The sequence below is a fragment of the Paeniglutamicibacter gangotriensis Lz1y genome (assembly GCF_000348945.1).
Lineage (GTDB): Bacteria > Actinomycetota > Actinomycetes > Actinomycetales > Micrococcaceae > Paeniglutamicibacter > Paeniglutamicibacter gangotriensis.
The window spans coordinates 120536-144805 of the sequence record NZ_AOCK01000011.1 but is presented as its reverse complement, the minus strand read 5'-3'; the positions used below and the strand labels follow the sequence as shown (position 1 = coordinate 144805).

General features: G+C 62.1%; 18 protein-coding genes. 8 read left to right on the top strand and 10 right to left on the bottom strand.

Translation table 11 applies throughout. The features are described from left to right. Positions 1–56: 56 nt before the first annotated feature. The 3 genes from ADIAG_RS16745 to ADIAG_RS16735 are packed head-to-tail and all read right to left on the bottom strand — an operon-like array spanning position 57 to position 3627. Positions 57–1775, bottom strand: coding sequence for a cobaltochelatase CobT-related protein (locus tag ADIAG_RS16745; protein WP_007272613.1), 1719 nt, complete (start codon positions 1773–1775; stop codon positions 57–59). 20 nt (positions 1776–1795) lie between these two features. Next, on the bottom strand, positions 1796–2782 hold the full coding sequence (locus ADIAG_RS16740; RefSeq protein WP_007272612.1) for an AAA family ATPase: 987 nt from the start codon (positions 2780–2782) through the stop codon (positions 1796–1798). Between the two features lie 5 nt (positions 2783–2787). After that, complete coding sequence (locus ADIAG_RS16735) at positions 2788–3627, bottom strand: IclR family transcriptional regulator (RefSeq protein WP_007272611.1); 840 nt, start codon at positions 3625–3627, stop codon at positions 2788–2790. Positions 3628–3818: 191 nt separating this feature from the next. Between ADIAG_RS16735 and xsc the strand changes: the two genes are divergently transcribed. Together xsc and ADIAG_RS16725 are read left to right on the top strand one after the other, a co-directional pair. Continuing rightward, positions 3819–5624, top strand: a complete 1806-nt coding sequence (xsc, locus tag ADIAG_RS16730) for a sulfoacetaldehyde acetyltransferase (protein ID WP_007272610.1) — start codon at positions 3819–3821, stop codon at positions 5622–5624. Between the two features lie 178 nt (positions 5625–5802). After that, positions 5803–7140: an NAD(P)/FAD-dependent oxidoreductase gene (locus tag ADIAG_RS16725; RefSeq protein WP_007272609.1), complete on the top strand. Its 1338-nt coding sequence runs from the start codon at positions 5803–5805 to the stop codon at positions 7138–7140. Between the two features lie 363 nt (positions 7141–7503). On the opposite strand, the gene ADIAG_RS16720 is transcribed toward ADIAG_RS16725, so the two are convergent. Together ADIAG_RS16720 and ADIAG_RS16715 are read right to left on the bottom strand one after the other, a co-directional pair. Next, positions 7504–9294, bottom strand: coding sequence for a flavin-containing monooxygenase (locus ADIAG_RS16720; protein WP_007272608.1), 1791 nt, complete (start codon positions 9292–9294; stop codon positions 7504–7506). A 93-nt stretch (positions 9295–9387) separates the two neighbouring features. After that, complete coding sequence (locus ADIAG_RS16715) at positions 9388–10548, bottom strand: helix-turn-helix domain-containing protein (protein WP_149619395.1); 1161 nt, start codon at positions 10546–10548, stop codon at positions 9388–9390. A gap of 204 nt (positions 10549–10752) precedes the next feature. Here ADIAG_RS16715 and ADIAG_RS16710 point away from each other — a divergent pair, with 204 nt between their 5' ends. Further along, complete coding sequence (locus ADIAG_RS16710; protein WP_007272606.1) at positions 10753–11322, top strand: histidine phosphatase family protein; 570 nt, start codon at positions 10753–10755, stop codon at positions 11320–11322. A 101-nt stretch (positions 11323–11423) separates the two neighbouring features. On the opposite strand, the gene ADIAG_RS16705 is transcribed toward ADIAG_RS16710, so the two are convergent. Next, entirely contained in the window at positions 11424–12671 is a 1248-nt protein-coding gene (locus tag ADIAG_RS16705; RefSeq protein ID WP_007272605.1) for a hypothetical protein, read from the bottom strand. Positions 12672–12786: 115 nt separating this feature from the next. After that, positions 12787–14040: an exonuclease domain-containing protein gene (locus ADIAG_RS16700; RefSeq protein WP_007272604.1), complete on the bottom strand. Its 1254-nt coding sequence runs from the start codon at positions 14038–14040 to the stop codon at positions 12787–12789. A gap of 218 nt (positions 14041–14258) precedes the next feature. Here ADIAG_RS16700 and ADIAG_RS16695 point away from each other — a divergent pair, with 218 nt between their 5' ends. Together ADIAG_RS16695 and ctaD are read left to right on the top strand one after the other, a co-directional pair. After that, positions 14259–15515, top strand: a complete 1257-nt coding sequence (locus tag ADIAG_RS16695; RefSeq protein WP_007272603.1) for an APC family permease — start codon at positions 14259–14261, stop codon at positions 15513–15515. 226 nt (positions 15516–15741) lie between these two features. After that, positions 15742–17472 carry an aa3-type cytochrome oxidase subunit I gene (ctaD, locus tag ADIAG_RS16690; protein WP_007272602.1) on the top strand — a complete coding sequence of 577 codons (1731 nt, stop codon included), beginning with the start codon at positions 15742–15744 and terminating at the stop codon, positions 17470–17472. Between the two features lie 111 nt (positions 17473–17583). Here the strand turns inward: ctaD and ADIAG_RS16685 are convergent, their stop codons facing one another. Then, positions 17584–19365: a BCCT family transporter gene (locus ADIAG_RS16685; RefSeq protein ID WP_007272601.1), complete on the bottom strand. Its 1782-nt coding sequence runs from the start codon at positions 19363–19365 to the stop codon at positions 17584–17586. Positions 19366–19599: 234 nt separating this feature from the next. Continuing rightward, a complete protein-coding gene (locus ADIAG_RS16680) occupies positions 19600–20229 on the bottom strand; it encodes a response regulator (protein ID WP_007272600.1) in 630 nt (209 codons plus the stop codon). Between the two features lie 154 nt (positions 20230–20383). Between ADIAG_RS16680 and ADIAG_RS21485 the strand changes: the two genes are divergently transcribed. From ADIAG_RS21485 to ADIAG_RS16670, 3 genes are all read left to right on the top strand, one after another. Further along, positions 20384–20584 carry a hypothetical protein gene (locus ADIAG_RS21485; protein ID WP_149619399.1) on the top strand — a complete coding sequence of 67 codons (201 nt, stop codon included), beginning with the start codon at positions 20384–20386 and terminating at the stop codon, positions 20582–20584. Positions 20585–20642: 58 nt separating this feature from the next. Continuing rightward, positions 20643–21902 carry a sensor histidine kinase gene (locus ADIAG_RS20480; RefSeq protein ID WP_007272599.1) on the top strand — a complete coding sequence of 420 codons (1260 nt, stop codon included), beginning with the start codon at positions 20643–20645 and terminating at the stop codon, positions 21900–21902. A 441-nt stretch (positions 21903–22343) separates the two neighbouring features. Further along, a complete protein-coding gene (locus ADIAG_RS16670) occupies positions 22344–22967 on the top strand; it encodes a malonic semialdehyde reductase (RefSeq protein WP_007272598.1) in 624 nt (207 codons plus the stop codon). Positions 22968–23040: 73 nt separating this feature from the next. Here the strand turns inward: ADIAG_RS16670 and ADIAG_RS16665 are convergent, their stop codons facing one another. Further along, complete coding sequence (locus ADIAG_RS16665) at positions 23041–24210, bottom strand: hypothetical protein (RefSeq protein ID WP_007272597.1); 1170 nt, start codon at positions 24208–24210, stop codon at positions 23041–23043. Between the last annotated feature and the right edge of the window lie 60 nt (positions 24211–24270).

The window sequence follows — 24270 nt, the reverse complement described above, 5'->3', positions numbered from 1 at the left end:
CCCCGCGGGGCACCGTGCGGCAGGGGCAGCGAAGCACGCGTTGCGGCGGCGCCGGATCAGCGCCCGGGACGCAGCGAGCGCTCGAGCAGGCCCAGCAGGTCGCGCACTGACTCGGAGCCGCCGAGCCGCCCGGCATCCAGGATGGTGCTGCGGCGAAAGTACTCGCTCATGTCCAGCCCCAGGCCCAGGCCCAGGATGGTCGTGGAGCCGGCGGCCTCGGCCCCGCGCAGCACCGCGGCCAAATCCTGCTGCAGGTAGTTTTCGTCATTGGCGTTTGCCGTGGCGCCGTCCGCCGGGCTGCCGTCGGAAATGACCACCAGGATCCGGCGTTCCTGGCCTTGGGTTTCGAGCCGGCTCAGTGCCCAGCGCACGGCTTCCCCGTCGATGCCCTCGCGATACAGCGTGGACTTGAGCATCGCCGCCAGCCCCGGGCGCCCGGTGCGCCACGGGGTCGCGGCGTCCTTGAAGACCAGGTGGCTCAGCTCGTTGAGCCGCCCGGGATTTTCCGGGGTGCCGGCGCGGCGCCAGTCCTTCAGCGCGCGCCCGCCGTTCCATGCCCCGGTGGTGTAGCCCAGGACCTCGCAGGGCACGTCGATGCGTTCCAGCGCCCGGACCAGCACGTCCAGGAACGCGGCAAGCCCCTCGGCGTGCTGCTTCATCGACCCGGAGCAGTCGACCAGGAAGGTGATGGTTGCGGCGGCCACCGGCTCGAAGCGTTCGGTCTTGAACAGCCTGGACTCGGTGGGGGAGGCAATCAATTGGCCCAGCCGGGAAGCATCGAGCAGGCCTTCCTCCGCGCCGGAATCCTGCCCGGAGCGCTCCGGGACGCAGAGCAGCCCCTGGAGCTTCTTGGCCAGCAGTGTCGTGTTCACCGCCTCGGTGTGCACCCGGGCGGCAATGCGTTCGCGGTAGCCGCGCAACAGGTCCTCCCGGACCAGGCCCCGGGCCGCCGATTCCTCGTCATAGGCGCGGGTGAAGACCATGTAGCCGGCTGCCGCGGCCTCCAGCGTGCCGCTGGTTCCGGTGCCGGTTCTCCCGATCAGCGCGGCCTCCCGCTCGACGTCCACGAGCAGGGAAAACGCCGCCGCCTTGGACTCCTTCGCCTTCGGCGCCTTGCGGGCAGATGCTCGGGATTCCAGGGCCTGGACGGCGTCGGCGACAAGACGTGCGATCTCCAACGCGGGCGGGGCGAAGGCGGCCTGGCTGAGCTTGTTCCGGCGCAGGGCGGGAAGCAGCGGGCCCAGCACCGGGGACAGGTTCGCGCGGGTCGCCTCGATCATGTCCTCGGATTCGGCGACCACCGGTTCGGCGGTGATCCGCGAGCGGGTGACCTGCAGGATCGTGTACAGCAGCATGCCCAGCGAGGTTTCGGCCAGGCCGGAGGCCAGGTATTCCTTGGACCAGGCCTCGTGCCGGGCCCGCAGGTTGGAAACGACCCCGGGCAGGGTGGCCAGGGATTCGCAACGGAATTGCTCGAGCACCTCGAAGACCATTCGGGCGCTGGGGTTCTTGGGGAGCAGGGCCAGGTGCGCAGGGGTGTCCGAATGCAGGGTGCGCAGCGCCATCCCGTCGCTGGCGCCGCGGAAGGACTCGAACGCCGTGCCGGGGGAGGGCGGGTAGAGGTGCGGCGCGTTGAAAGGCAGCACCGTGTTGCCCCGGTAGGGCCGGGAGCCAAGCAGCTCCAGGCGCGGGTCGGCGCCGAGCGCGCGCAGGGATGCGGCGCACAGCTGGCGGATTTCCTGGGCGCGGCGTTCGGCGATTCCCGTGCTGTCCATGGCGTTGCGGCCGGCGTCCGCTAGGCCCCGGCAGGAACGAGCGCGTAGGACTCGTCGAGCTCGGTGGCCATGGCGCGCTGGTAGTACTCGGAGATGATGAAGCGTTCGGCCTCGTCGCACTTGTTGATGAACGAGAGCCGGAAGGCCAGTTCGGGATCGCGGAAAATGGAGATGTTTTCCGCCCAGGTGATCACGGTGCGCGGGGACATCAGGGTGGAGATGTCCCCGGCGGCAAAGCCGTCCCGGGTGAGGTTGGCGACCTGCACCATGGAGTGGATCAGTTCCATCCCGGAAGGTTTCTGCGCCAGGTCAGGGACGCGGGCGGCAACGATGTCCACCTCGTCGGCCACCGGCAGGTAGTCCAGGGCCGCAACGATGTTCCAGCGGTCCAGCTGGGCGTGGTTCAGCCTCTGCACCCCGTGATAGAGGCCGTTGAGGTTGCCCAGCCCGACGGTATTGGCGGTGGCGAAGAGCCGGAAATGCGGGTGCGGGCGGATGACTCGGTTTTGGTCCGGCAGCGTGAAGCCGCCGTCGCGCTCCAGCAGCCGCTGGATGACGAACATGACATCAGGGCGCCCGGCATCGTACTCGTCGAAGACCAGGGCCATCGGTTGGACCATCGCCCAGGGAACCACACCCTCCTGGAAGAGGGTGGCCGGTGCGCCGTCCCGGATCACGACGATGTCCTTGCCGACCAGATCCAGGCGGCTGATGTGCCCGTCCAGGTTCACGCGCATCAGCGGCCAGTTCAGCCGGGCGGCGACCTGCTCGATGTGGGTGGATTTCCCGGTGCCGTGCAACCCCTGGATCATCACCCGGCTGTTGTGGGTGAACCCGGCAAGGATCGCCAGGGTGACATCGGGATTGAACCGGTAGGCCGGGTCAATGGACGGCACATGTTCGGAGGTTTCGGTGAATTTGGGGACTCGCAGGTCGCTGTCGATGCCGAAGGTTTCGCGGACGCGGACTGTTTCCTGCTGCGGAATAACGGGTGCTTGCTGGTTCATCTCCCTTACCACCCCGCCGCTACCGACTCGGCCTCGGGGGACCCCAGATCCGCATGGTCCTCGATCCGGGAAATGCTTTCGGCCGCCCGGCGCAGGGCGGGCAGCAGCGTAATCAGGTCCGCGGAGCTCTTGCGCATCAGGGGTGCCTGCACCGCGACGCAGAGGTTGGAGCGGCCAGAAGGGTTGGGGACCAGTACGGCCAGGCAGACCAGACCGTCCAGGAATTCTTGGCGGTCCTCGGCGAATCCATTGAGTCGGATCTGGTTCAGTTCGGTCTCGAGCTCGTCCATTTGAGTGAGTGTGTGTGTCGTGAAGCGCTGCAGGGCACCGGTGGCCAGCACGCGTTCGCGCTGTGTGGGGCCGAACTGGGCGAGGATCAGCTTGCCGCTGGCCGAACAGTGCACCGGCACCCGCGAACCCGGTCCCAGGTGCACGCGGAGCGGTTCGTTGGTTTCCACCCGGTCCAGGTAGATGACTTCGTTTCCGGACAGCGCGGTGATGTTGCAGCTTTCACCGATTTCATCCACCAATCCGCGCAGGATCGCGTGCCGGGTGCCGTGCCGGCTGTCGTTGAGCAGTACATCCTCGGCCATGCGGCGCATGCGCGCACCGGTGCCGTAGTGTCGGCCGTCGGACTGCCGGGTCAGGAGGTTCGCACCTTCGAGCTGCTGCAGCATGCGGTGCAGGGTGGGCTTGGGCAAACCGGTCTGGTCCACCAGCGACTGCAGGGTGAAGAGTTGGTCCCGCGTGGTGATCAGCTCAAGGAGTGCAAAGAGGCGCAGGGCCGGTGTTTCCCCTTGGACAGCGCCCGCGGGCCCGAGATCCGGTTCCGTGAGGTTTTCCATGATTGATCCAATCTGCCGATGAGTGAAGTTTCATTAAATCGTATCAGTATGAAGAAAAAATGGAATAGGGGCTTGACGGATGTGAGCTGGATCGCATAGCTTTGTCATTAATCCCGTTTTTGGGAGCAAATCGAATCATTTTTTGAGACATTGCGTGATTGCGGCGTCTTGATCCACGAAGGAGACTTGTAATGACTGAAAAGGCCACATCCCGCGAGGTCGTCAAGGGTGCGCAGAAGATGACGTCATCGGAAGCCTTCGTTGAGACGCTGGTGTCCAACGACGTCACCGATATCTTCGGCATCATGGGCTCCGCCTTCATGGATGCCATGGACATCTTCGCACCAGCCGGCATCCGCTTGGTACCCGTCGTGCACGAGCAGGGAGCGGCACACATGGCCGACGGTTATGCACGCGCCTCTGGCCGCCATGGCGTGGTTATCGGCCAGAACGGCCCGGGCATCTCCAACTGCGTTACCGGAATCGCCGCCGCCTACTGGGCCCACAGCCCGGTCGTGATCGTCACACCGGAAGCCGGAACCAACACCATCGGTCTGGGAGGTTTCCAGGAAACCAACCAACTGCCGATGTTCCAGGAGTTCACCAAGTACCAGGGACACGTCACCCACCCGAACCGCATGGCGGAGTATACCGCACGCTGCTTCGACCGGGCCATGAGCGAAAACGGCCCGACCCAGCTGAACATCCCCCGCGACTACTTCTACGGCGAGTCCATCACCGAGATCCCGGAACCGCGCCGCGTGGACCGCGGTGCCGGCGGCACCAGATCCCTCGACGACGCTGTCGAGTTGCTCAAGACGGCCAAGCGCCCGGTCATCGTCTCCGGTGGCGGCGTGGTCATGGCCGACGGCGTTGAGGAATGCAAGGCACTGGCCGAGCGCCTCGGGGCACCAGTGGTCAACAGCTACCAGCACAACGATTCCTTCCCCGCCAGCCACCCGCTTTGGGCCGGCCCGCTGGGTTACCAGGGCTCAAAGGCCGGCATGAAGCTGATCTCCGAGGCCGACGTCGTGATCGCGCTGGGTACCCGCCTCGGCCCGTTCGGCACCCTGCCACAGTACGGCCAGGCCTACTGGCCCACCGAGGCCAAGATCATCCAGATCGACGCGGACCACACCAAGCTCGGACTGGTCAAAAAGATCTCCGTAGGCATCACCGGCGATGCCAAAGCCGTGGCCATTGAACTGTCCAAGCGCCTCGAGGGCACCGAACTGGCGTCGGACGCCACCAAGGCCGCACGTGCTGCGAACATCAAGGCCGAAAAGAACGCTTGGGAGCAGGAGCTCTCCGAATGGACGCACGAGAAGGACGAGTATTCCCTCGACGTGATCGAGGAAGCCAAGGGCGAGGAAGGCAATTGGCTGCACCCGCGCCAGGTGCTGCGCGAGTTGGAGAATGCCATGCCGGAGGACGTCATGATCTCCACCGACATCGGCAACATCAACTCGGTGGCGCACAGCTACCTGCGCTTCGAGAAGCCACGCAGCTTCTTCGCCCCGATGTCCTTTGGTAACTGCGGCTACGCGTTGCCGACCATCATCGGCGCCAAAGCAGCGGCCCCGCACCGCCCGGCGGTTGCTTATGCCGGCGACGGAGCCTGGGCCATGAGCATGGGCGAGGTCCTCACGGCGGTCCGTCACGACCTACCGGTCACTGCGGTCGTCTTCCGCAACCGCCAATGGGGCGCGGAGAAGAAGAACCAGGTCGAGTTCTACAACCGCCGCTTCATCGCCGGCGAGCTGGACAACGGCGAGTCCTTCGCAGAGATGGCCCGCAGCATGGGTGCGGAGGGCATCGTGGTGGACAAGCTGGAAAACGTCGGCGCGGCCCTCAAGGAAGCGCTGAATGCCCAGATGACCGACGGCAAGACCACTGTCATCGAGGTCATGTGCACCCGCGAACTGGGAGACCCGTTCCGCCGCGATGCGCTGTCCACCCCGGTCCGCCACCTGGAGAAGTACAAGGATTACGTCTAAACCGTAAATCCGACCGCAAGACCCCGTGGCTGGGAGAGACACAGCCGGAAGGCGCATGCACCTTCCGGCGCACTCCCGGCCACGCACCCCGAACCTTGAACATCGGCAATTCGGCCTGGCCTGGCCTGGACAGCGACGTCCCGGAACCCGCCTGGCGAGCAAGAGAGTGGAGCGTGAAATGAGCACAACGAATCCGGAACACGTGGTCGTCATAGGTGCAGGCATGGTCGGACTTGCCACCGCCTGGTATCTCCAGGAACGCGGTGTCAAGGTGACCGTGATGGACCGCGACGGCGTCGCCGCAGGGTCTTCATGGGGCAACGCAGGGTGGCTCACCCCGGCGTTGACGCTCCCGCTGAGCGAGCCCTCGGTGCTCACCTACGGCCTGAAAACCATGTTCGATCCGGCCTCCCCGCTCTACATTCCATTCTCGGCCAAGCCCTCGCTGATCCGATTCCTGCTCGGCTTTGCCCGGCACTGCACGCCCGGAAAGTGGCGCGAGGCCATGGCCGTTTTCAGCGAGATCGGCGCCACCGGGCTTGATGCCTTCGACGAGATCACCGAGGGAAGCACCGTCACCCGGTCTGCCAAGGACCATGCCTCCGTTGGTGGCGGATCCTCCGGAAACAACGGAAGCACCAGCACCCTGGGGACGGGCGTCGTGGAGCCCAGCAAGCCGGCCGAACCGTTCCTGACAGGTTTCAAAAGCCTCAAAGACCGCGACGGGCTGCTGCACGAGTTCGAGGGCATCCGCGCCGCCGGCGGGCAGGTCGAATTTGATTTGATGAGCGCCGAGGAAATCCGTGCCATGGAACCCACCCTCGGTGATGGTGTCCAAGCAGGGGTGCAGATCCACAACCAGCGCTTCATCAACCCGCCCAAGTTCATGGACTCGCTGGCCGATTCCGTGATTGCCCGCGGCGGGGAAATCATCTCCGGCTTCGAGGTCTCCGACATCCGCGAACATGCCCGCGGGGTCGAAGTCGTCGACGCGCAAGGACGTACGCATGGCGCCGACACAGTGGTCATCGCCACCGGTGCTTGGCTGGGCAAGCTGGCGCGGAAGTTCGGTGTCAAGCGCGTGGTACAGGCCGGTCGCGGCTATTCCTTCACCGTGGTCCCCGAGGTCATGCCGACCCATCCGATCTACTTCCCCGCCCAGCGTGTGGCCTGCACCCCGATGGGGGACAGGTTCCGGGTTGCCGGGACCATGGAGTTCCGGGACGCCGACCACCGGCTGGAGCCCAAGCGCATTGAAGCCATCGTCGCCGCGGCCTCCCCGCTTTTCACCGGCATCAACTGGCAGGACCGCCAGGAGGAATGGGTCGGTTCCCGGCCCTGCACCACCGACGGCCTGCCACTGATTGGTGCCACTCGTTCTTCGCGCGTGCACGTGGCCGGGGGCCACGGCATGTGGGGCGTGGCACTGGGCCCCCTGACGGGCAAGATGCTGGCCGCCTCGATCACCGGGGATTCGACTCCGGCGGTGATGCGGCACTTCAACCCGTTGCGCTAGATCGCCGTCTGGCGCAACGGCGGCAGCGTGGCATCCATCCCTTGGTGTCGGGGCGGAAAGCCACGCTGCCTACCTATTTAATGCAGATGCCTGGGCCGGACGCTGGGGGTGAACCCCCAGACCCCTGTGCGACGGCGAGCGTTCCTCGTAGGCACGGGCAATGACCGGTGAGGGGGCTTCGACGTCGTCGTGCGCCGTGGCTGTGCCCGGGCCGAGATCCGCGAGCGACTCGGCGCCGGGGCAACAGCGGCTTCACCATCCAGGGGAAGCTCGGTTTGGACCGGGTCGCGGTGTGTGGGGCTCACAGCACCATTGTGCCCCGAGGCCCGGCCAAATACCGGGTCATCGGGGCACCGCGGGGCTTCAGGAGGTGTGGTGCGTTTCGGCCAGCGCGTACACCGGGGTCTCGATGCCCTCGAAGCGGGCCTTGAGCTGCAGCGCCAGGTACTTGGAATAGTGCCGGGACTGGTGCAGGTTCCCGCCGTGGAACCAGAGGTTTTCCTGCCGGGTCGGCTTCCACATGTTGCGCAGCTCGCCCTGCCACGGTCCGGGGTCCTTGGTGGTCTCCGACCCCAGCCCCCAGCACTTGCCCACCGCGTCGGCAACATCCTGGGAGATCAGCTTCGCCGCCCAGCCGTTCATGGACCCGTACCCGGTGGCATAGACGACGGCATCGGCCGGCAGCACCGTGCCGTCGCTGAGCACCACCGAATCCTCGGTCAGGTGCGCCACGTCGCCGTTGGCCAGCGCGATGGATCCGTCGGCGACCAGCTCGGAGGCACCGATGTTGATGTAGTAGCCCGAGCCGCGGCGCAGGTATTTGAGGAACAACCCGGAGTCGTCGTCGCCGAAGTCCAAATCGAACCCCGCGTCGGTGAGTCCCTGGTAGAAATCCGCGTCGTCGGCGCGGATCTTTTCGAAGGCGGGTCGGTGGAAGTCGGGCAGGACCTTGTAGGGGATGGAGGCGAAGATCAGGTCGGCGGTGTCGGTGTCGATGCCGTTGGCCAGTGCCTCCTCGGAATACAGCGGGCCCAGCACCGTGTCCATCAGCGACTCGGAACGCACGATGTGGGTGCTGGAGCGCTGCACCATCACCGGCTTGGCGCCGTTTTGGTGCAGGTCCGCGCAAATGTCGTGGGCGGAGTTGTTCGCCCCGATGACCACGACGTTCTTGCCCCGGTAGGCGTCGCCGCCGGCATGGGTGGAGGAGTGGTTCTGTTCACCGGCAAAAACGTCTTGGCCCTGGAACGAGGGGACGTTGGGGATCCCGGACATTCCGGTGGCGATGACCACGTGGGTGGGGGTCAGCGTGTGCCGCTGGCCCTCGCGGACCACCTGGACGCTCCAGCTGCCGGTGTCCGGGTCGTGGATGGCGGAGGTGGCCTCGGTGTTGGACCAGTAGTCCAGTTCCATCAGCCGCGTGTAGCTTTCGAGCCAGTCGCCCATCTTGTCCTTGGGGGTGAACACCGGCCAATGGTCGGGGAAGGGGATGTAGGGCATGTGGTCGTACCAGACCGGGTCGTGCAGGGCCAGGGAATGGTAGCGCGAACGCCATTGGTCGCCCGGGCGCGGGTGCTTGTCGATGATCAGGGCCGGGACGCCCAGTCGTTTGAGCCGTGCGCCGAGCCCGATGCCGCCCTGGCCGCCGCCGATGACCAGTACGTAGGGTTGCTCGGTGATGCCGAATTCGTATTCGCGCTGGGTGCGGCGGTCCAACCAGTTTTCGCTGGACATCTGGGTGCCATGGTCCGCCCCGCGTTCGCGCAGCGCTCCGGCGGGCTCGGGGAATTCGCGCAGCCCCTGTGCCGTGGTCAGCAAGGTCCAGCATTTCCCGTCGCGCAGGCGCAGCAGACCCTTGCCATCGATCGCCTTGTTGGTGAAGGTGTACCAGGCTTCGATCACGCCCTCGGCGTCGGTGGCCGAGGCCAGGGCCAGGTCCCGCGGCCAGGCGTCGGGCCCGACCCCGTCCAGCATGGCCTTGATCTCCCCGGCCCCCTCGGAGGTGTGCAGGTTCCAGGTCAGGGCGGAGAGATCCCGCCAGTAGGATTCCGTGCCGAAGAGGGCCGCCGCCGCCTCGGTGTTTCCCGCCTCAAGTGCCTGCCCCAGCTCCGCGAGCCATTGGCCCGCCGTGGCGGCAGCGTTCAATTCCATCATGTCCGTCTCCTTGTCAAAGCAGGGTGCAATGAAGACGATGCTATGAGCCGGGTCACATGCCCGCGAGAGTTGCAAGAGGTTGCAAGGCCGGGATCACGGGAGGATGGCGGCGGGAATGGACAGGCGATAGGGGCGGGACTCGATGATGCCGCCAAGCTTGGCACGCAGCCGCGACAACTCGGCCCGCACCGTGACGGGGGTGCCCGCGTGGGAAAGCCTCTCCATGATCTGGTGCGCATCCAGTCCGCCGGGACTGGCGATCAGCAGCGCCAGGATTTCCCCGTGCCGCGGGCTGAGCCGGATCTCGGTGCGTAGCCCGGCCTGGACGATGACGGCGACGGGAGCGGGCGACCAGCGAAGTTCCAGCGATGCCGTGGAGGCGACACCGGTGCCGCGCAGCAGCCATCCTCCGGAGAGGGGTTCTGCGACCACCGCCCCAAGCCCGGGCAGCCAACAGGCTCCTGCCACCAGGTTTCCAGGAAGCCGCAGGCGGGCTCCGGTGCCAAAGCCCTCGGACGCTGCAACCCAGCCCTGGGCGTCGACCAGCACATACCGGCCGGCGGGCGTGGGTGCGCTGAGCGCCAGGGCGTGCAGTTCCCGGTCGTGCCTGGCCGCCAGCAACCCCGCTGCCTCCCTGGCGGTGGCGCTGACAAGTGCCAGGGTGTGGGGGTGTGCGGTGCGGTAGGAACCCGAGAGCGTGATGGCGCCGACGGGTTCTCCGGTGCGTTCCTCGATGATCGGGGCGCTGGTGCACACCCAGGTGTGCTGCTCCTCGCGGGCGTGCTCGGGCCCGAAGATCTGCACCGGGGTGCGTTCGGCCATCGCGGCGCCCAGCCCGTTGGTGCCGACATCGGTTTCCCGCCAACGGGCTCCTGCCACAAAGCCGATGTCCTCGCTGCGCCGGCGGATGGGGGAGGGCCCCGCCACCCAGAGGACGTAGCCCTCGTCGTCGCTGATGACCAACTCGTTGCCGGCGTCCGCGGCCAACTGCAGCAGGCGATCCTCAAGCATCGGAACCAGCGAGGTCAGCACGGCCGCGCGTTCCCTGCGGTCTGTGATCCCTTGGGTACCCAAGGGGGAAAGGGCAGGGTTCTTCAGCGACTGGCGCTGCCACGACCGAGCGACCACCGCACGGACGGGGGAGGGGATGGCCGCGGTGTCGGCCCAGGCGCGGTGCAGCGGCACCAGGGACCTGGCCTTGGCGGCCGGATCCTCAAATGCCGCCAGGGCTGCCTCCATCCGATGTGGCCTCATGTCTCCCACCTCTCAACCCTTAGAGGATCGCACGGAACCCGATCCTTGGACAGGGGGTGGGATGGGACGGGTGTGCCTGTCGGCGGTTCAACCTAGGCCTCCGGTTAGGTGACGCTGAGGTCTTCAAAGGTCTCGACGGCACCGGGTCGGCAAATTTATGTCGCCCGAATCGGAACACGGTGCCTAACGCGGGAGAATGGATACATGAAACTTGGATTCATTCGACATGGACAGACCAATTGGAACGCGGAAGGACGCCTGCAGGGTTCCAGCGACATCCCCTTGAACGACGTGGGGAGGCAGCAGGCCAACGACGCAGTATCGGTTCTCGGCGCAGGTAGCTGGGATGCCATCGTCAGTTCCCCGCTGTCCCGGGCACGCGAGACCGCCAGCATCATTGCCGCCGGGCTGGGCATCGAACTGGGTCGCAGCTATGAGGAACTCATCGAGCGGGACTATGGCCAAGCCGAGGGAATGAAGGACCCGGAATGGGAAAAGCTGTGGCCCAACAAGAACGGTGGCGGGATCGAGAAGTTGGACTCCGTGGTGGAGCGCGGACGCGCGGCGATCGAACAGATTGCGGCGGATTTCCCTGGTAAGAATGTTGCAGTGGTGTGCCACGGGACGATCATCCGCTACACGCTTTCGGCGCTCGCCGACCGCGAATTCGACAGCATTCTCAACGGATCGGTCTCGATGCTCGACAATGACGAAGGTGCTTGGGCGGTGCGGAGCGTCAACGGCGCTGAGATCGCTTCCCCGCTGGCCGGCTGACCCTTCCGCGGGTGCCTGCAACCTCCGCGCGGGCCTACGCCGAAGACTTCGCGACCAACAACATTGGACTCGAGGCCTGAGGCCTGCCGGTGCTTTCGGTTTCAGGTATTGGGACGGCCAGGCGGATCGGATGCTTCTTCGGCAGGATCCGCAAACCTGTACGCAACTTCGGAGCCCCCTGCAAGTTCAAGGACCAGGGGTCTGAGCAATACCGGCGGGATGGAAAGCCTGGAACCGATCGTGACCAGGCCTTCGTCGCGCAACCGTTCCAGTCTTCGCCATGCGCGCTCGATGGTGTTCCGATCCGAGCGTGGATCGTCATCGTCCAGGCCACGAACCGGGTGCCTGAGCACTTCTATGCTGATCGGCTCCACCGCGGCTTCCAGCAGGAAGTACCGGGTCAGATAGCCCGTCTCCATGGCATCGTAGTTGTCGTCGATTTCCACGGAGAACGCACGATACATTTTGCTGGCGACGATTCGCACGACTTCGACGAGCTTGGCGTTCGGGTCCTTCAAGAATTCCAGGGCTTCGCGTGTTGGATACGCCCGTGTTGTGCTTAGTTCGATCAGGCCCGCAGCCACCAAAGCGTCCCAGTAAAACGACAGCACTCCGATATTCGAAGCGCTCTTGAACAGGACGGGCCCGGTCTTGGGAGGCCCTCCGACGGGCGTTGCACCGGTGAGCGGAAGGGCATCGATTCCGAGAGAAGCGGCAGCTTCCTTGACGTGTTTCTTGTTCAGGATCCGACGACTGGTGATTTCGCGTTTTGGGCCGAACCACTGCAGGAACGAGATTATTTGTCTGGTTGCCGGCAGCTTTTGGATTTCCTCGAAGGCATTTTGCTCCGTGATTTTCGGAACGGTGATGATGGCCGCTTGCAGCTCGGTGACCGGTGAATAATCGGGCTCGAATTCAGGCAACCTGACGCACTGAAAATAGTGGTGGACCTGTTCGTATTCCTCGTGGGTTCCTGTCCATCTGCCGGTGGCGTGAATGAACTCGAGATACGCTCCGAAAACGTGTGTCATCTCCAGGAACTCGTTGGTCCCACCGACGAACATCAAATCATTAAGTGTTGCCGCGAAGGCAGGAACATTCAGGAACGTTATTTCATCATTTCCGTTAATCCGGGCGTAGTGGGCCAGAAAAGTGGTGATTCGGGAGCGGAGCTTTTCGCCACCGACATCGAAATTGGTGTCCACGCACCAGGTCTCGAAGTCAGGGATGACAAGGAGCAGATGCCGGCGGATGCGGTGCACGTCGATGTCGACGACGATCGGGCCGGGCGCCGCCGTGCCTGGTTCCGAGTCGTCCCTGGGCGTTGATTTGGGGCCGTCGTGAGACATGATCATTCCGCATAAGTTGGGGCTGCCGGCCGTGTCCGATGGAACGGCACCGCCGCTGATCCTTTGAGCATACTAGCGCGCAACCACGCTTTGAACAGCGCCCGGTATCCCCGGATTAGTGTTGGAGGTCGGAAGCTCGCAGTACCTGTTTCCAGAGGTACTCCTCGCCGACGACAGGGATACCGTACTGTCGCGCTTTGCGGGCCTTGCCCGAAATGCTGTCCGGGTCCGCTGCCACAAGAAGTTTCACCTTCTTGGTCACCGCCCCGTGCGGTTTGAACCCTGCGGATTCAAGATCGGCTTCGATGGCACTTCGTGGCCGTGTCATGTCCCCAGTCAGTACGACCATGTCGCCGGACTGCAGGAAAAAACCAGAACTGGCGTCCACGTGTTGGGGCTGCATAGGAAACGTCGGATGTGCCAGTGTCGCAGCGTCGAGTAGTTCCGTAGGGAGCCCGAGAAGCGCGGAGATCGTGGCCAGATCGCTGAGTTCTTCAACGCTCAGGACCCCGTCCGCCCATGCAGTATCTGCAATGGACAGAAAGTAGCGCGAATGAAGATCCATGACGGTGCTGCGGTCGATGCCCAGGTCGGATGCCGTCGACACCAACATGGATTGTTCATGGGCGGATAGATAGCGGTCTAGCAGGGCGCGATCAAGCAGTGCCAGGTATTCCTGGTGTGCAGCGGCTCCGGGGATTTCTGGGAGGTGAACGACGATCCGGTCAATGAAATGTGTTTCCTCGGAATCCGCCGATGAACGAAGGGCCGGGATGAGCCGGGCTGTCGGGGGAGAGTCATTCCACGAGGTGGCCGCGGCCTCGTTGAGCAAGTAGTCCCAGTCGTCGAGATCCGGATCGAGTTCCATATATCGGGAGAGAAGCACTGCTGTGGCTTCGGCATCGTCGCCGGCACTGTGGGCGTGGCGCAATTCGATGCTGAATGAATCGCAGCAGTCTTGGAGGGAACGGCCTGCCCCGGGCAGGTATTCGCGTGCCATCTGCATGGTGCACAGACCGCGCGGGAGGTAAAAATCGGGCAAGGCACGTCCCGCTCGCTGGAACTCCGCAAGCAGGAACCTGGCATCGAATCCGAGATTATGGGCAACGATTGTGGTGCCGGACAACCTCCAGTCCAATTCTTCGGCAATATCAGCGAATCGAGGGGCCTCGAGGATGTCTTTAGCCCGAATCCCGTGGATGGCCTGCTTCCCGAGGTCCCGTTCGGGATTGACCAGCGTCTCCCATCTGTCAACGACAGTGCCGGAACGGTCCAGAGTGACCACGGCAATTTCTGCGATGCGATCGTGGTTTCCCGGGAACAGCCCCGTGGTTTCCGTATCGATGACGGCAAAATATCCCTGGCCCATGGAAGTCCCCCGGTTGCAACCTGAAAGCAATGATGTCATCTGATACTAGACGCACGGCCGCGCCCCGAGGTAAGGCGCATGGAGGCAAGACAGGCCACGGTGCCATGGTGGTCAACCTGGTCCCGCGGTTCCTCGGCACACGGGCACGGTGACTGGCAATCAATGGCGCCCGAACCTGCATCCACCTACCGTTAACCTCAGCCGAGTAGACATGAAGGATGCGCAATTTGGACAAGGACGAAGTGGAACCGGGCCTTCAACGTCGATTGTGCACCTCAGACGCCGTCGTGATCGGCCTGGGTGCCATGATCGGCGCGGGCCTCTTTTCCGCATTCACACCCGCGGCTTCCGCTGCAGGATCCGCACTCCTGGTGTCTCTTGTCCTCGCCGCCGCCATTGCCTACGTGAACGCGCGATCCAGTGCCCAACTGGCTGCCCGTTATCCGACCTCGGGCGGCACCTACGCCTACGGGCGCGAAGTATTGGGTCCATGGGCGGGATTCATCGCAGGGTGGGGGTTCGTCATCGGCAAGATCGCCTCGGCCGCTGTCATGGCCCTGACATTTGCCACGTACACGGTCCCCGAGGGGTGGGTGAAGCCGGTTGCGGCACTGGCCGTGGCAGTCTTGGTGGGCGTCAACTGCCTGGGTGTCACCCGTACTGCAGCAGCGGCGAGGATCATTGTGGCGACCGTCCTGGTGCTCCTGGGTGTGGTCGTGGCCGTCATCCTCGGCGGCGATCAGGATCCACCGCTGCACATCGCCGGCCCCGGCAATGGCGTGTTTGGTGTCTTGCAAGGCGCCGGGCTGCTGTTCTTTGCCTTTGCCGGCTACGCGCGGATCGCGACTCTGGGTGAGGAAGTGCGCAATCCTGCCAGGAGCATTCCGCGAGCCATCGGCATCGGTCTTGGAATCATCGTGGTGCTGTATGCAGCGGTCGCGGTGGTGCTGCTCAATGTTCTGGGCGCCGGTGGCATTGCCCAAAGTGCCAAGCCGTTGGCTGTCGCGCTGGGCAACTCCTGGGCTCTTCCGCTGGTCCAGGCAGCTGCGGCGCTGGCTTCCCTCGGTGCCCTGTTGGCATTGATAGCAGGGATCGGGCGGACCTCCATGGCCATGGCACGCGAGCACGACCTTCCGCACTATTTTTCCCGCATCCATCCCCGCTTTTCCACGCCCTATCGTGCGGAGCTGGCAGTCGGTGCCATCGTCATCGTGCTGGTCGCATTCCTCGATTTGCGCACTGCCATTGGTTTTTCGTCTTTTGGCGTGCTCGTTTACTACCTGATCGCCAACATCGCGGCCTCCAAGCAACCCGCCGGTGAACGCTTGGGACCGGCATGGCTGGGAGTTGCCGGGGCAATGGGTTGCGTTTTGCTCGTGGCGACGTTGCCGTTCGGCGCTGTCGCCGGCGGTCTGGCCATGTTCGCTGTGGGGATCGGGTACCGGGCCGCTCGGCTTTGGTTCACCTCCCGATGAAGAGCCGCCGGGTAACGGGTTGAGAGGGGGCGAGGGGACCGTCGGCTGGTCCTGGCAGCTGGCGACGATTTGGAGACTCTCGCGACCTAGTAACCTGATGAAAAGTGGAGGATGGTGGAAAGGACCGCACCCTTCTTAGCGCAGAAACCTCGTGGGCCGTTTGTTGGACGGCAATGGCCAGTCTCAGCTACCAGACCCACCGGTTTGGGAAACCGTGAGATGAAAAATGGCAACGTATGAGTACGCGACGAATGAACTGGCTCCCACGCAGCCACGCGTAGTCCCCATCCGCAAAGGCCAATTGATTGTCGGCTGGCTGACCACTACCGATCACAAAACAATCGGGTACATGTACCTGATCACTTCGTTCGTCTTCTTCTGCCTTGCCGGAGTAATGGCGATGCTGATGCGTGCGGAGCTGTTCCAACCCGGCATGCAGATCATGCAAACCAAGGAGCAATACAACCAGCTGTTCACCATGCACGGCACCATGATGCTGTTGATGTTTGCAACGCCGCTCTTTGCTGGGTTCGCCAACGTGATGATGCCGTTGCAGATCGGCGCGCCGGATGTGGCGTTCCCACGTCTGAACGCACTGGCCTTCTGGTTCTTCTCTTTCGGTTCGACCGTCGCATTGGCTGGCTACCTCACCCCGCAGGGCGCGGCGGCCTTTGGCTGGACCGGGTATGCGCCCTTGGCGAATACGACCTTTAGCCCCGGTGTGGGCGGAGATCTGTGGGTCTTCGGACTGGCGCTGTCGGGATTCGGCACCATTCTCGGCGCCGTCAACTTCATCACCACCATCCTCTGTCTGCGCGCACCGGGCATGACCATGTGGCGCATGCCCATTTTCACGTGGAACACGCTGATCACGGCCATCATGATCCTGATGGCCTTCCCGCCGCTGGCTGCCGCGTTGTTCGCACTCGGCGCTGACAGACGATTCGGTGCCCACGTTTTCGACCCGGAAGCCGGTGGACCGATGTTGTGGCAGCATCTGTTCTGGTTCTTCGGGCACCCCGAGGTCTACATCATTGCCCTGCCGTTCTTCGGCATCGTCACCGAGATCTTCCCGGTGTTTTCCCGCAAGCCGATCTTCGGCTACAAGGGCCTGGTCTTCGCCACCATCTCGATTGCTGCACTGTCCGTCTCGGTGTGGGCACACCACATGTATGCAACGGGTCAGGTCATGCTGCCGTTTTTCGCCTTCATGACCATGTTGATCGCGGTGCCCACCGGAGTGAAGTTCTTCAACTGGATCGGCACCCTCTGGCGGGGGTCGGTCACGTTCGAAACCCCGATGCTCTGGAGTATCGGTTTTTTGGTGACGTTTCTCTTCGGGGGACTCACCGGCATCGTTTTATCGGCTCCGGGACTCAACTTCCAGGTGACCGATACCTACTTCGTGGTCGCGCACTTCCACTACGTGGTCTTCGGAACCGTCGTCTTTGCGATGTTCGCGGGCTTCTACTTCTGGTGGCCAAAATGGACTGGCCACATGCTTAACGAGCGTCTGGGCAAGATCCACTTCTGGATGCTGTTCGTGGGCTTCCACGGCACGTTCCTGATCCAGCACTGGTTGGGTGTCATGGGGATGCCGCGTCGCTACGCGGACTACCTGCCCGAAGACGGGTTCACCACCATGAACCAGTTCTCGAGCGTATTTTCTTTCATTCTGGGCGCGTCAATGATCCCGTTCTTCTGGAATGTCTGGACCACACATCGTCACGGCAAGAAGATCGTCGTGGATGACCCATGGGGTTTTGGGGCATCGTTGGAATGGGCGACCTCTTGTCCGCCGCCGCGCCACAACTTTCATTCGATTCCACGGATCCGTTCGGAACGACCCGCGGTGGATTTGCACCACCCCGAGCTCAGCGCGCGAACAACCCCGCAAGGGCCCGCGGCAACGATGTTCGGGCCTGCACCACAACAGGATACAGACCAACCGGATTGACCGGCTAAGTCTGCGAGACCGTGACTACCCATTTTCAACGGCAAGAGATTTGCCCTCCCCGAATTCGGGGAGGGCAAACCAATGATCTATCTCAATATGGGCTGGAAGCGGCTAGTTGCTGTCCGCGGGCGGCCGTCCGGTTGCTCCACCATTGGAATCCGGCTCGCCGATATTTCCAGCGGGGTGCGAGGTAAGCAGCGTCAGCGGCACTGCACGATCTGCATCTGGGTCCTTGGGAACCGCCCGGCGCAGTCGCGCGGTCAACCTATGAAGATTGAGGAGCTGTGAATCGCTGTTCGGCCCCTCGACTTCCAAGCCGTAGAAATCACCGATGTGGTCCACGAAGGCCATGCGGCGGGCCTTCTCATAAACCTTCACTTCACGGGAGAAGGCTAGATAGGTGGACCAACAGATCATGATCAGCACGATACTGAACGGAAGCGCAATGATGATCGCTGCGGTCTTAAGTGCTTCCAAACCACCGGACAGTAGAAGTGAAGCGGCCAGAAGGGACGTGGCGAGCGTGAAGAAGATGCGAATCCAGTTCTTCGGTTCCGCTTCACCGCCGGTGGCGATCATGCCCATCACCAGAGCCCCAGAGTCGGCGGAGGTAACGAAGAAAATGACAATCATGATGATCGCGCCAATGGTGAGCAAGGCACCTGCAGGCATGGCATCAAGCATGGCGAACAATGAACCTTCAGTGTCGATCGAACCATCCGAACCCACCAGATTGCCGGTGCCCTGCAGCTGGCCGTAGAGCGCGGTTCCACCCAGAACGGAGAACCAAAGCATCGTGACAACCGTGGGAACGAGAATGACGCCGCCAACAAACTGGCGCACGGTGCGGCCCTTGGAGATTCGGGCAATGAAGATGCCGACGAACGGGGCCCAGGAGATCCACCAGCCCCAGTAGAACGTGGTCCACACGCCCTGCCAGGCCTCGCCTTCGGCGCCGGTGAAGGCACTGACATTGAAGGACATAGCGAGGAAGTTTTGCAGGTAGTTGCCGACCGATTGAACGAAGTTTCTCAGCAGGAACTGCGTCGGACCCATGATCAACAGGAAGGAGACGAAGACGCCAGCAAGGATCAGGTTGGTATTGGAAAGCCATTTCATCCCCTTGCCAACTCCCGACAGCACGGATAGGAGTACCATCCCGGTGACGACGGCAATGATGATGATGTTGATGAATTCGGACGCCTTGATGAGTCCGGCACTTTCCAGGCCTGCACTGATCTGCAAGACGCCTAGGCCCAGCGAGGTGGCTACACCGAATATCGTGCCAACCAGGGCAACAACGTCGATGACATTACCCAAGCCACCATGGACCTTGCGCCCCAACAACGGTTCGAGTGTCCATCGAATCGAGATGGGGCGCCCGCGGCGGTGGATCGCGTAGGCAAGGGCCAAACCGATGACCACGTAGATTGACCACGCGTGGACTCCCCAGTGCAGGAAAGTTTGGGCTTGTGCCTGTTGGGCAAGATCGGAGGGGGAACCCGAAGCTCCGGGTTTGGGCGATGCAAAGTGACTTAGTGGTTCGGAGACGCCGTAGAAGACGAGTCCGATTCCCATTCCCGCAGCGAAGAGCAATGCGAACCATGACCCGAGAGAGAACTCAGGCTCATCTTCGTCTTTGCCAAGCTTGATTTCGCCAAACTTTCCGAAGCCCAGCCAAAGGCTGAAAACGACGAAGCCTGTTGCGATCAGTACGTAATACCAATTGAAATAGCCGATGATCTTGGACTGCACCGACAAGAAGAACGTCTCAGCCGTGCCAGGCATGGTCATGGCGAAAGTGGCAAAAACTATGGTGATGATGGCCGCTGGCCAAAACACCCACCGGTGTACCGGTGGCGAAGAGCTCACCTTTTTCTGTTCAGTTGTCATTTTTTGAGCTTATGCGATTGCAGTGGGTGACCTCCAAAAACGTGGCTTATCCCACCCGATTTGGATAATCCTAAGATGCTGTGAATTCAGCACGGCTTCGGAAATACCGATTTGGTTTCCTGGCCAAGCTGAGGAACGTCGAGGACCATTGAAGCGAACGTCGTCGGCGATCACGCTTGTGGGTTTGGTTGAACCATGGAGTTTTGGATTAGGTCAAGAACTATGGTGCCCGCTCTAGTCCATGTGCAGTTCAACCAGCCCGTATTGGGCAGCCCGGATCAATGCCTGCACCCTGTCCCTGACGCCAAGTTTTGCGAGGATACGGCTGAGATGAGCCTTGACGGTGGCTTCCGAAACGTGCATTTCGGCGGCCATTTCGGGGTTGTTTCTGCCGCGCGCCAACAACTGCAGTACTTCGTGCTCGCGATCAGATAGCGCTATGGGGATCTGTCCCAGTGTGCTGTTCGGCTTCACTTCGTGTGCATCACGGATGGCAAGAATGAGATCTTGCGACACAGACGCAGAGATCGCTGCATTTCCATCGTGCACGGCCTGAATGGCCGTAAGGATCTCGGTGGGCTCCGCGTCCTTGACTAGGTATCCAGCGGCTCCGGCGCGGAGTGCCGGAACGAGGTATTCCTCGGAGGAGAACGCAGTGATGGCGAGGACACCGACGTCGGGATAGTTCGTGGTGATGATTCTTGTTGCTTCGACGCCGTCCATGCGCGGCATCTGCATGTCCATGAGGATTACATCAGGATTGTTTCCAGCGCAAAAGTCGACGGCTTCGATTCCATTGGTTGCTTCCCCCAACCATTGGAATCCGGGCGCTGCTTCAAGGATGATCTTGAGGGCCTGGCGCATGAGTGGTTCATTATCAACAACGAGAACTTGGATGACAGTCACGGAAGAGAGTCTAGTGAAACTTTTGCTCGGCAATGTGAGCCAAGTGCTCGTGTAGCACGAATAATCGATAAATACCTGTTGACTTCACAGAATTAGTGCAAGAATAAGCATCATGACTCGCAAAACTCGCATCTTCGCTGCTGTAACAATGTCCGTGGCCCTACTTCTGCCGGCCGCAGTGCCTGCACAGGCCGCAGTCGCCCAAGGACCCGCGTCCCAGGGCTTCTCCCTTCCGATGGCTTCACCCGCCGGCGCGTCTGACGCGTTCAATGACTGGGTTTGCCGCAACCTCGGAGCACTGTGTGGCCGTTAAGTATTCTTGATGGTCGGGGTTCACTATCGTGAGCCCCGACTCCAGGAGCAATAGTTACATGATTAGCTCGATGACAGAACAAGCTACCAACCTTCGATCAGCGACTCCCTTGGGACGCACGATCCTTCTCATCTCAAGCGGAATTGTTGCTCTGTTACTCGTCACCGATATTGTCACTTTAGTGGGTGAGGGAGACCCCGCCAGATTCCGTGAACGTGCTGCCGCAACAGTCGTCAGTATCACTTTTACTTTGGCACTTGGGCTTCTATGGTTCAACGCCAAATCCGCCGTAATGGTTTCCGTTATTCCTATGATTTTGGCGCTTATTACTGGCCACTATCTCTTTTCTCTTCTCGTAGTGCCTTTGTTGCTCGGGCTTGTCACTCTGACCCAAACACGCAAGTTTTCCTTCCGGTATCTCGGCGTCACGCTTCTATGGGCAACTTCGATCGTGGTCATACGTACCTACGACGTTGGTTTCTTGATTCTTCTGGTTCCTCTCATTGGAATCGCCTACTTCGTGGCACTTTTCGCCAGAAAGTATCAAGAACAACGTGAATCTGACCGAAGGCGCATCGAAGAGCTTCGGCGCAAGCAAAAAGAAGCCGTAGAAGCAGAACGCAAGGCCATTGCTAGGGACCTTCACGACATTGTTGCCCATGACATCACGGTGATTTCCATGCAGGCCAAGGCCGCTGGTTTCTCCGGTGACCCCGCCGTGGCCCAAGCCGCACTCAAGGTCATAGGAGTCACGTCGAAGGAGGCTCTGCAGGATCTGCGGGTCATGCTTAATGTACTGCGGTCCGATGGGCCCGCTACTCGGGTGGATGGCTCACTGGTTGACTCCGCAGGCAATGCCGCAAGCAGTCTCGAAATACTCATTGGTGTTGAAATTTTTGCCGAACGACTGATTGACCTTGGGCATCCAACGAAGATGACCGTCGACCCCAGGCTAGCAGCGTTGCCTCAATCAGCGCAGGCGGCGCTGTATCGGGTCTTGCAAGAGTCCACGACCAACATTGTGAAGCACGCTGAGCAGAACGCGGCCTGCCGTATCGAGGCTATTGTGGTTGCGGATCGAGTGTTGCTGGAAGTCGCGAACGCGTTGCCCCGCCAAGCGGTGAACCAAGGGGGCGAAGTTGGAGGGCCCAGTTCCGGGATCGTCGGAATGTCTGACCGAATGGCAGCCTTCGGAGGAACGCTCTCGGCGAAGCGCGTTCGCGGGGACTGGGTCGTCCGCGCTGAACTGCCGGCCGCCTCTATCGATAGGGCCAGAAAAGAAGCAGATCAAGATACTGGACCGGCAGTGAAGTCCTGAGGTTACCTCATCAACTATGGCCAAAGGTCTAATGTGCTAGCCCTGGCGCCGCGGATATGCTTGTAACTACATCGGCGCTTTAGCCGATCGATGGGAACCAAGAGTGTTTTGCGAGTGGCATTCTTGGACTCCATTTCCAGCACGCCAGACGACGCCAAAATGTGGAACATGCCCCCAAGTTGTTCCGCACTTAGGAATCGCGTCAAATGCTTTCCCCCAAGGAGCATTTGGCATTGAAGATTCCTCGGTAGCCACTACCCCAAGAGTGGCCACCAACGGCGTCGTCGGGCGTGCTGATGTTTAACCTTGAAAACGGCTCAACTCTTGCCGGCAACTTCGCGGCGTGACGCGCATTACCGCTGTCTTTGGAATACTTTGGCATACAGTTCTGGTTCTTCTCAGCGGCAACTACCGCAGAACCGCAAGGAGCACACCCCTCACATGAGCGTTGAAACCGCCGCTACTGTCTATGACCAGCTGTCGATCGACGCTGAGACTGCCGACAAACTTTTCCTCGAAGCCCGTACCGCCAACACCTTTTCCCAGGATGCGGTATCCGAAGAAACCCTCGAAGCCATTTATGAGCTAACCAAAATGGGTCCGACCATGATGAACAACCAGCCGTTGCGCATCACTTGGGTCAAGAGCCAGGAAGCTCGCGAGGCTGTTGTGGCAAAGATGATGGAAGGCAACCGCGCCAAGTCCTTGACGGCGCCGGCCCTTGCGGTGCTGAGCTACGACGCCAACTGGCACGAGCAATTCCCGGTGTTCTTCCCGCACGCGCCGGAGCGCAAGGCCATGTTCGATGAAGATGCCACCTCGCGGGCCGAAATCGCCAAGAACAATGCGTGGATGCAGGCGGGCTACTTCATCATGGCAGTCCGCGCCGCCGGTCTTCATGCCGGACCCATGGGTGGCTTTGACGCAGCAGGCGTGGACTCAGTCATCAATGAGGGAACCTCCAACCATTCCTTCCTGATCGTCAATGTCGGGACCCCGGGCGATAACCCGTGGTTCGACCGTTTGCCGCGTCTGGACAACGACGCTGCGACAACCAGCATCTGACACACTGTCATAGCAACGCCGCGGGGCGGTGAAGATGCACTGCATCTTCACCGCCCCGCGGCGTTAAGGCTGGTTATTGACCCAAGACTTCCTCGGCTACTCGAGTCAGCGCGCGTTCGAGTGGGGCGCGCAGTACGCGCGGCACCCTGATGTGCTTGCCCAGCCGGACCATCCCCTCCGCTTCGAGGGCCCGCAGCAGCGCCTCAGCCGCGGGAATGGTCTGGGCAAACAACGGTTGCAGGTGTTCTTGTTCCGGTTCCAGCTCACCGGGCGCCGGAATGGCCAGAGCCAGCTCAGTGCGTGGTGGATTGGCAGATCCAGCCTTGGCCAGCAAGGCCGCGGTCATCTGTGTAACAGTGTGGTCGCCTTCGGGGCCTACCGCATGGAGCAGGACGTGGGCGTAGAGGCCCTCGGCAATCAGGTCCTTCGCGCCACGGGCGCTGAATCCCTGCTCGCCTTCCAACGCCTCGGCCACCACAGGGTTAGGGACAACCTTGTCTGTCTGGAAGCTCAAGACGCCGGCGCGCAGCAGCGCATCCCAGTAGGAGCCCAGCTTGGGGAGTTGAGCCAGCGAAGAGACACCGGAGCCGGCCGCAGGAAGCCAGCGGGCCGGCACCTGCCCCGCCCCGGGGTCGTAGCGTACGTCGAGGCCCACCGCTGCGGCAGCGGAAGCAAGATCCGCGTCCAGCAGCAACCCGTCACCATCCACCTCGCGGCCCTCGCCCACCCATGCCAGCAGGGCCCGTGCCACAGAAACGATGGGCAGCTTTGCCCATCGTTCATCCGCGCTGGCTTCGTCCAGTTCGGGGACAACCACGGGGGATTCTCCACCTTGGACTGACAACAGGTCGAACACCATCTTGAATTCTTCGACCGATCCTGACCAGCGACCGCTTTCGGCCAGGAAAAGCATGAACTCGCGCAGCATGCTGGCGCAGGCCTGGGCTACCTCGTCACCGATTTCCCGCAGGTCCTTGAACTGGATGGCCAGTGCTTCATGCTCCAGTTCCGCGACAGCAACCTTGTTGCGGAGCCTGGCGTGTACGGTCAGCAGCGTGACAAGCCCTTCGACACCCGCATCGGAATCTGCGGGTGAATGGCGCTGGTTGAAGAAGGCGCGCAGCTCGGCGAGGTAGGGAACCATTGCGGCGCGGACCTGGTCCTCAAACTTGGACGCTCCTGCCCTCGGATTGCGGCCAGGATGTCCGGCGCGGGCCTTTTTGGCCGATTTCGATTTCGACATGTCGGTGTCGTTCCCCCTCTGATTCTCGGAAAGTCCTGGTGGATCGGTAAATGCCGATGC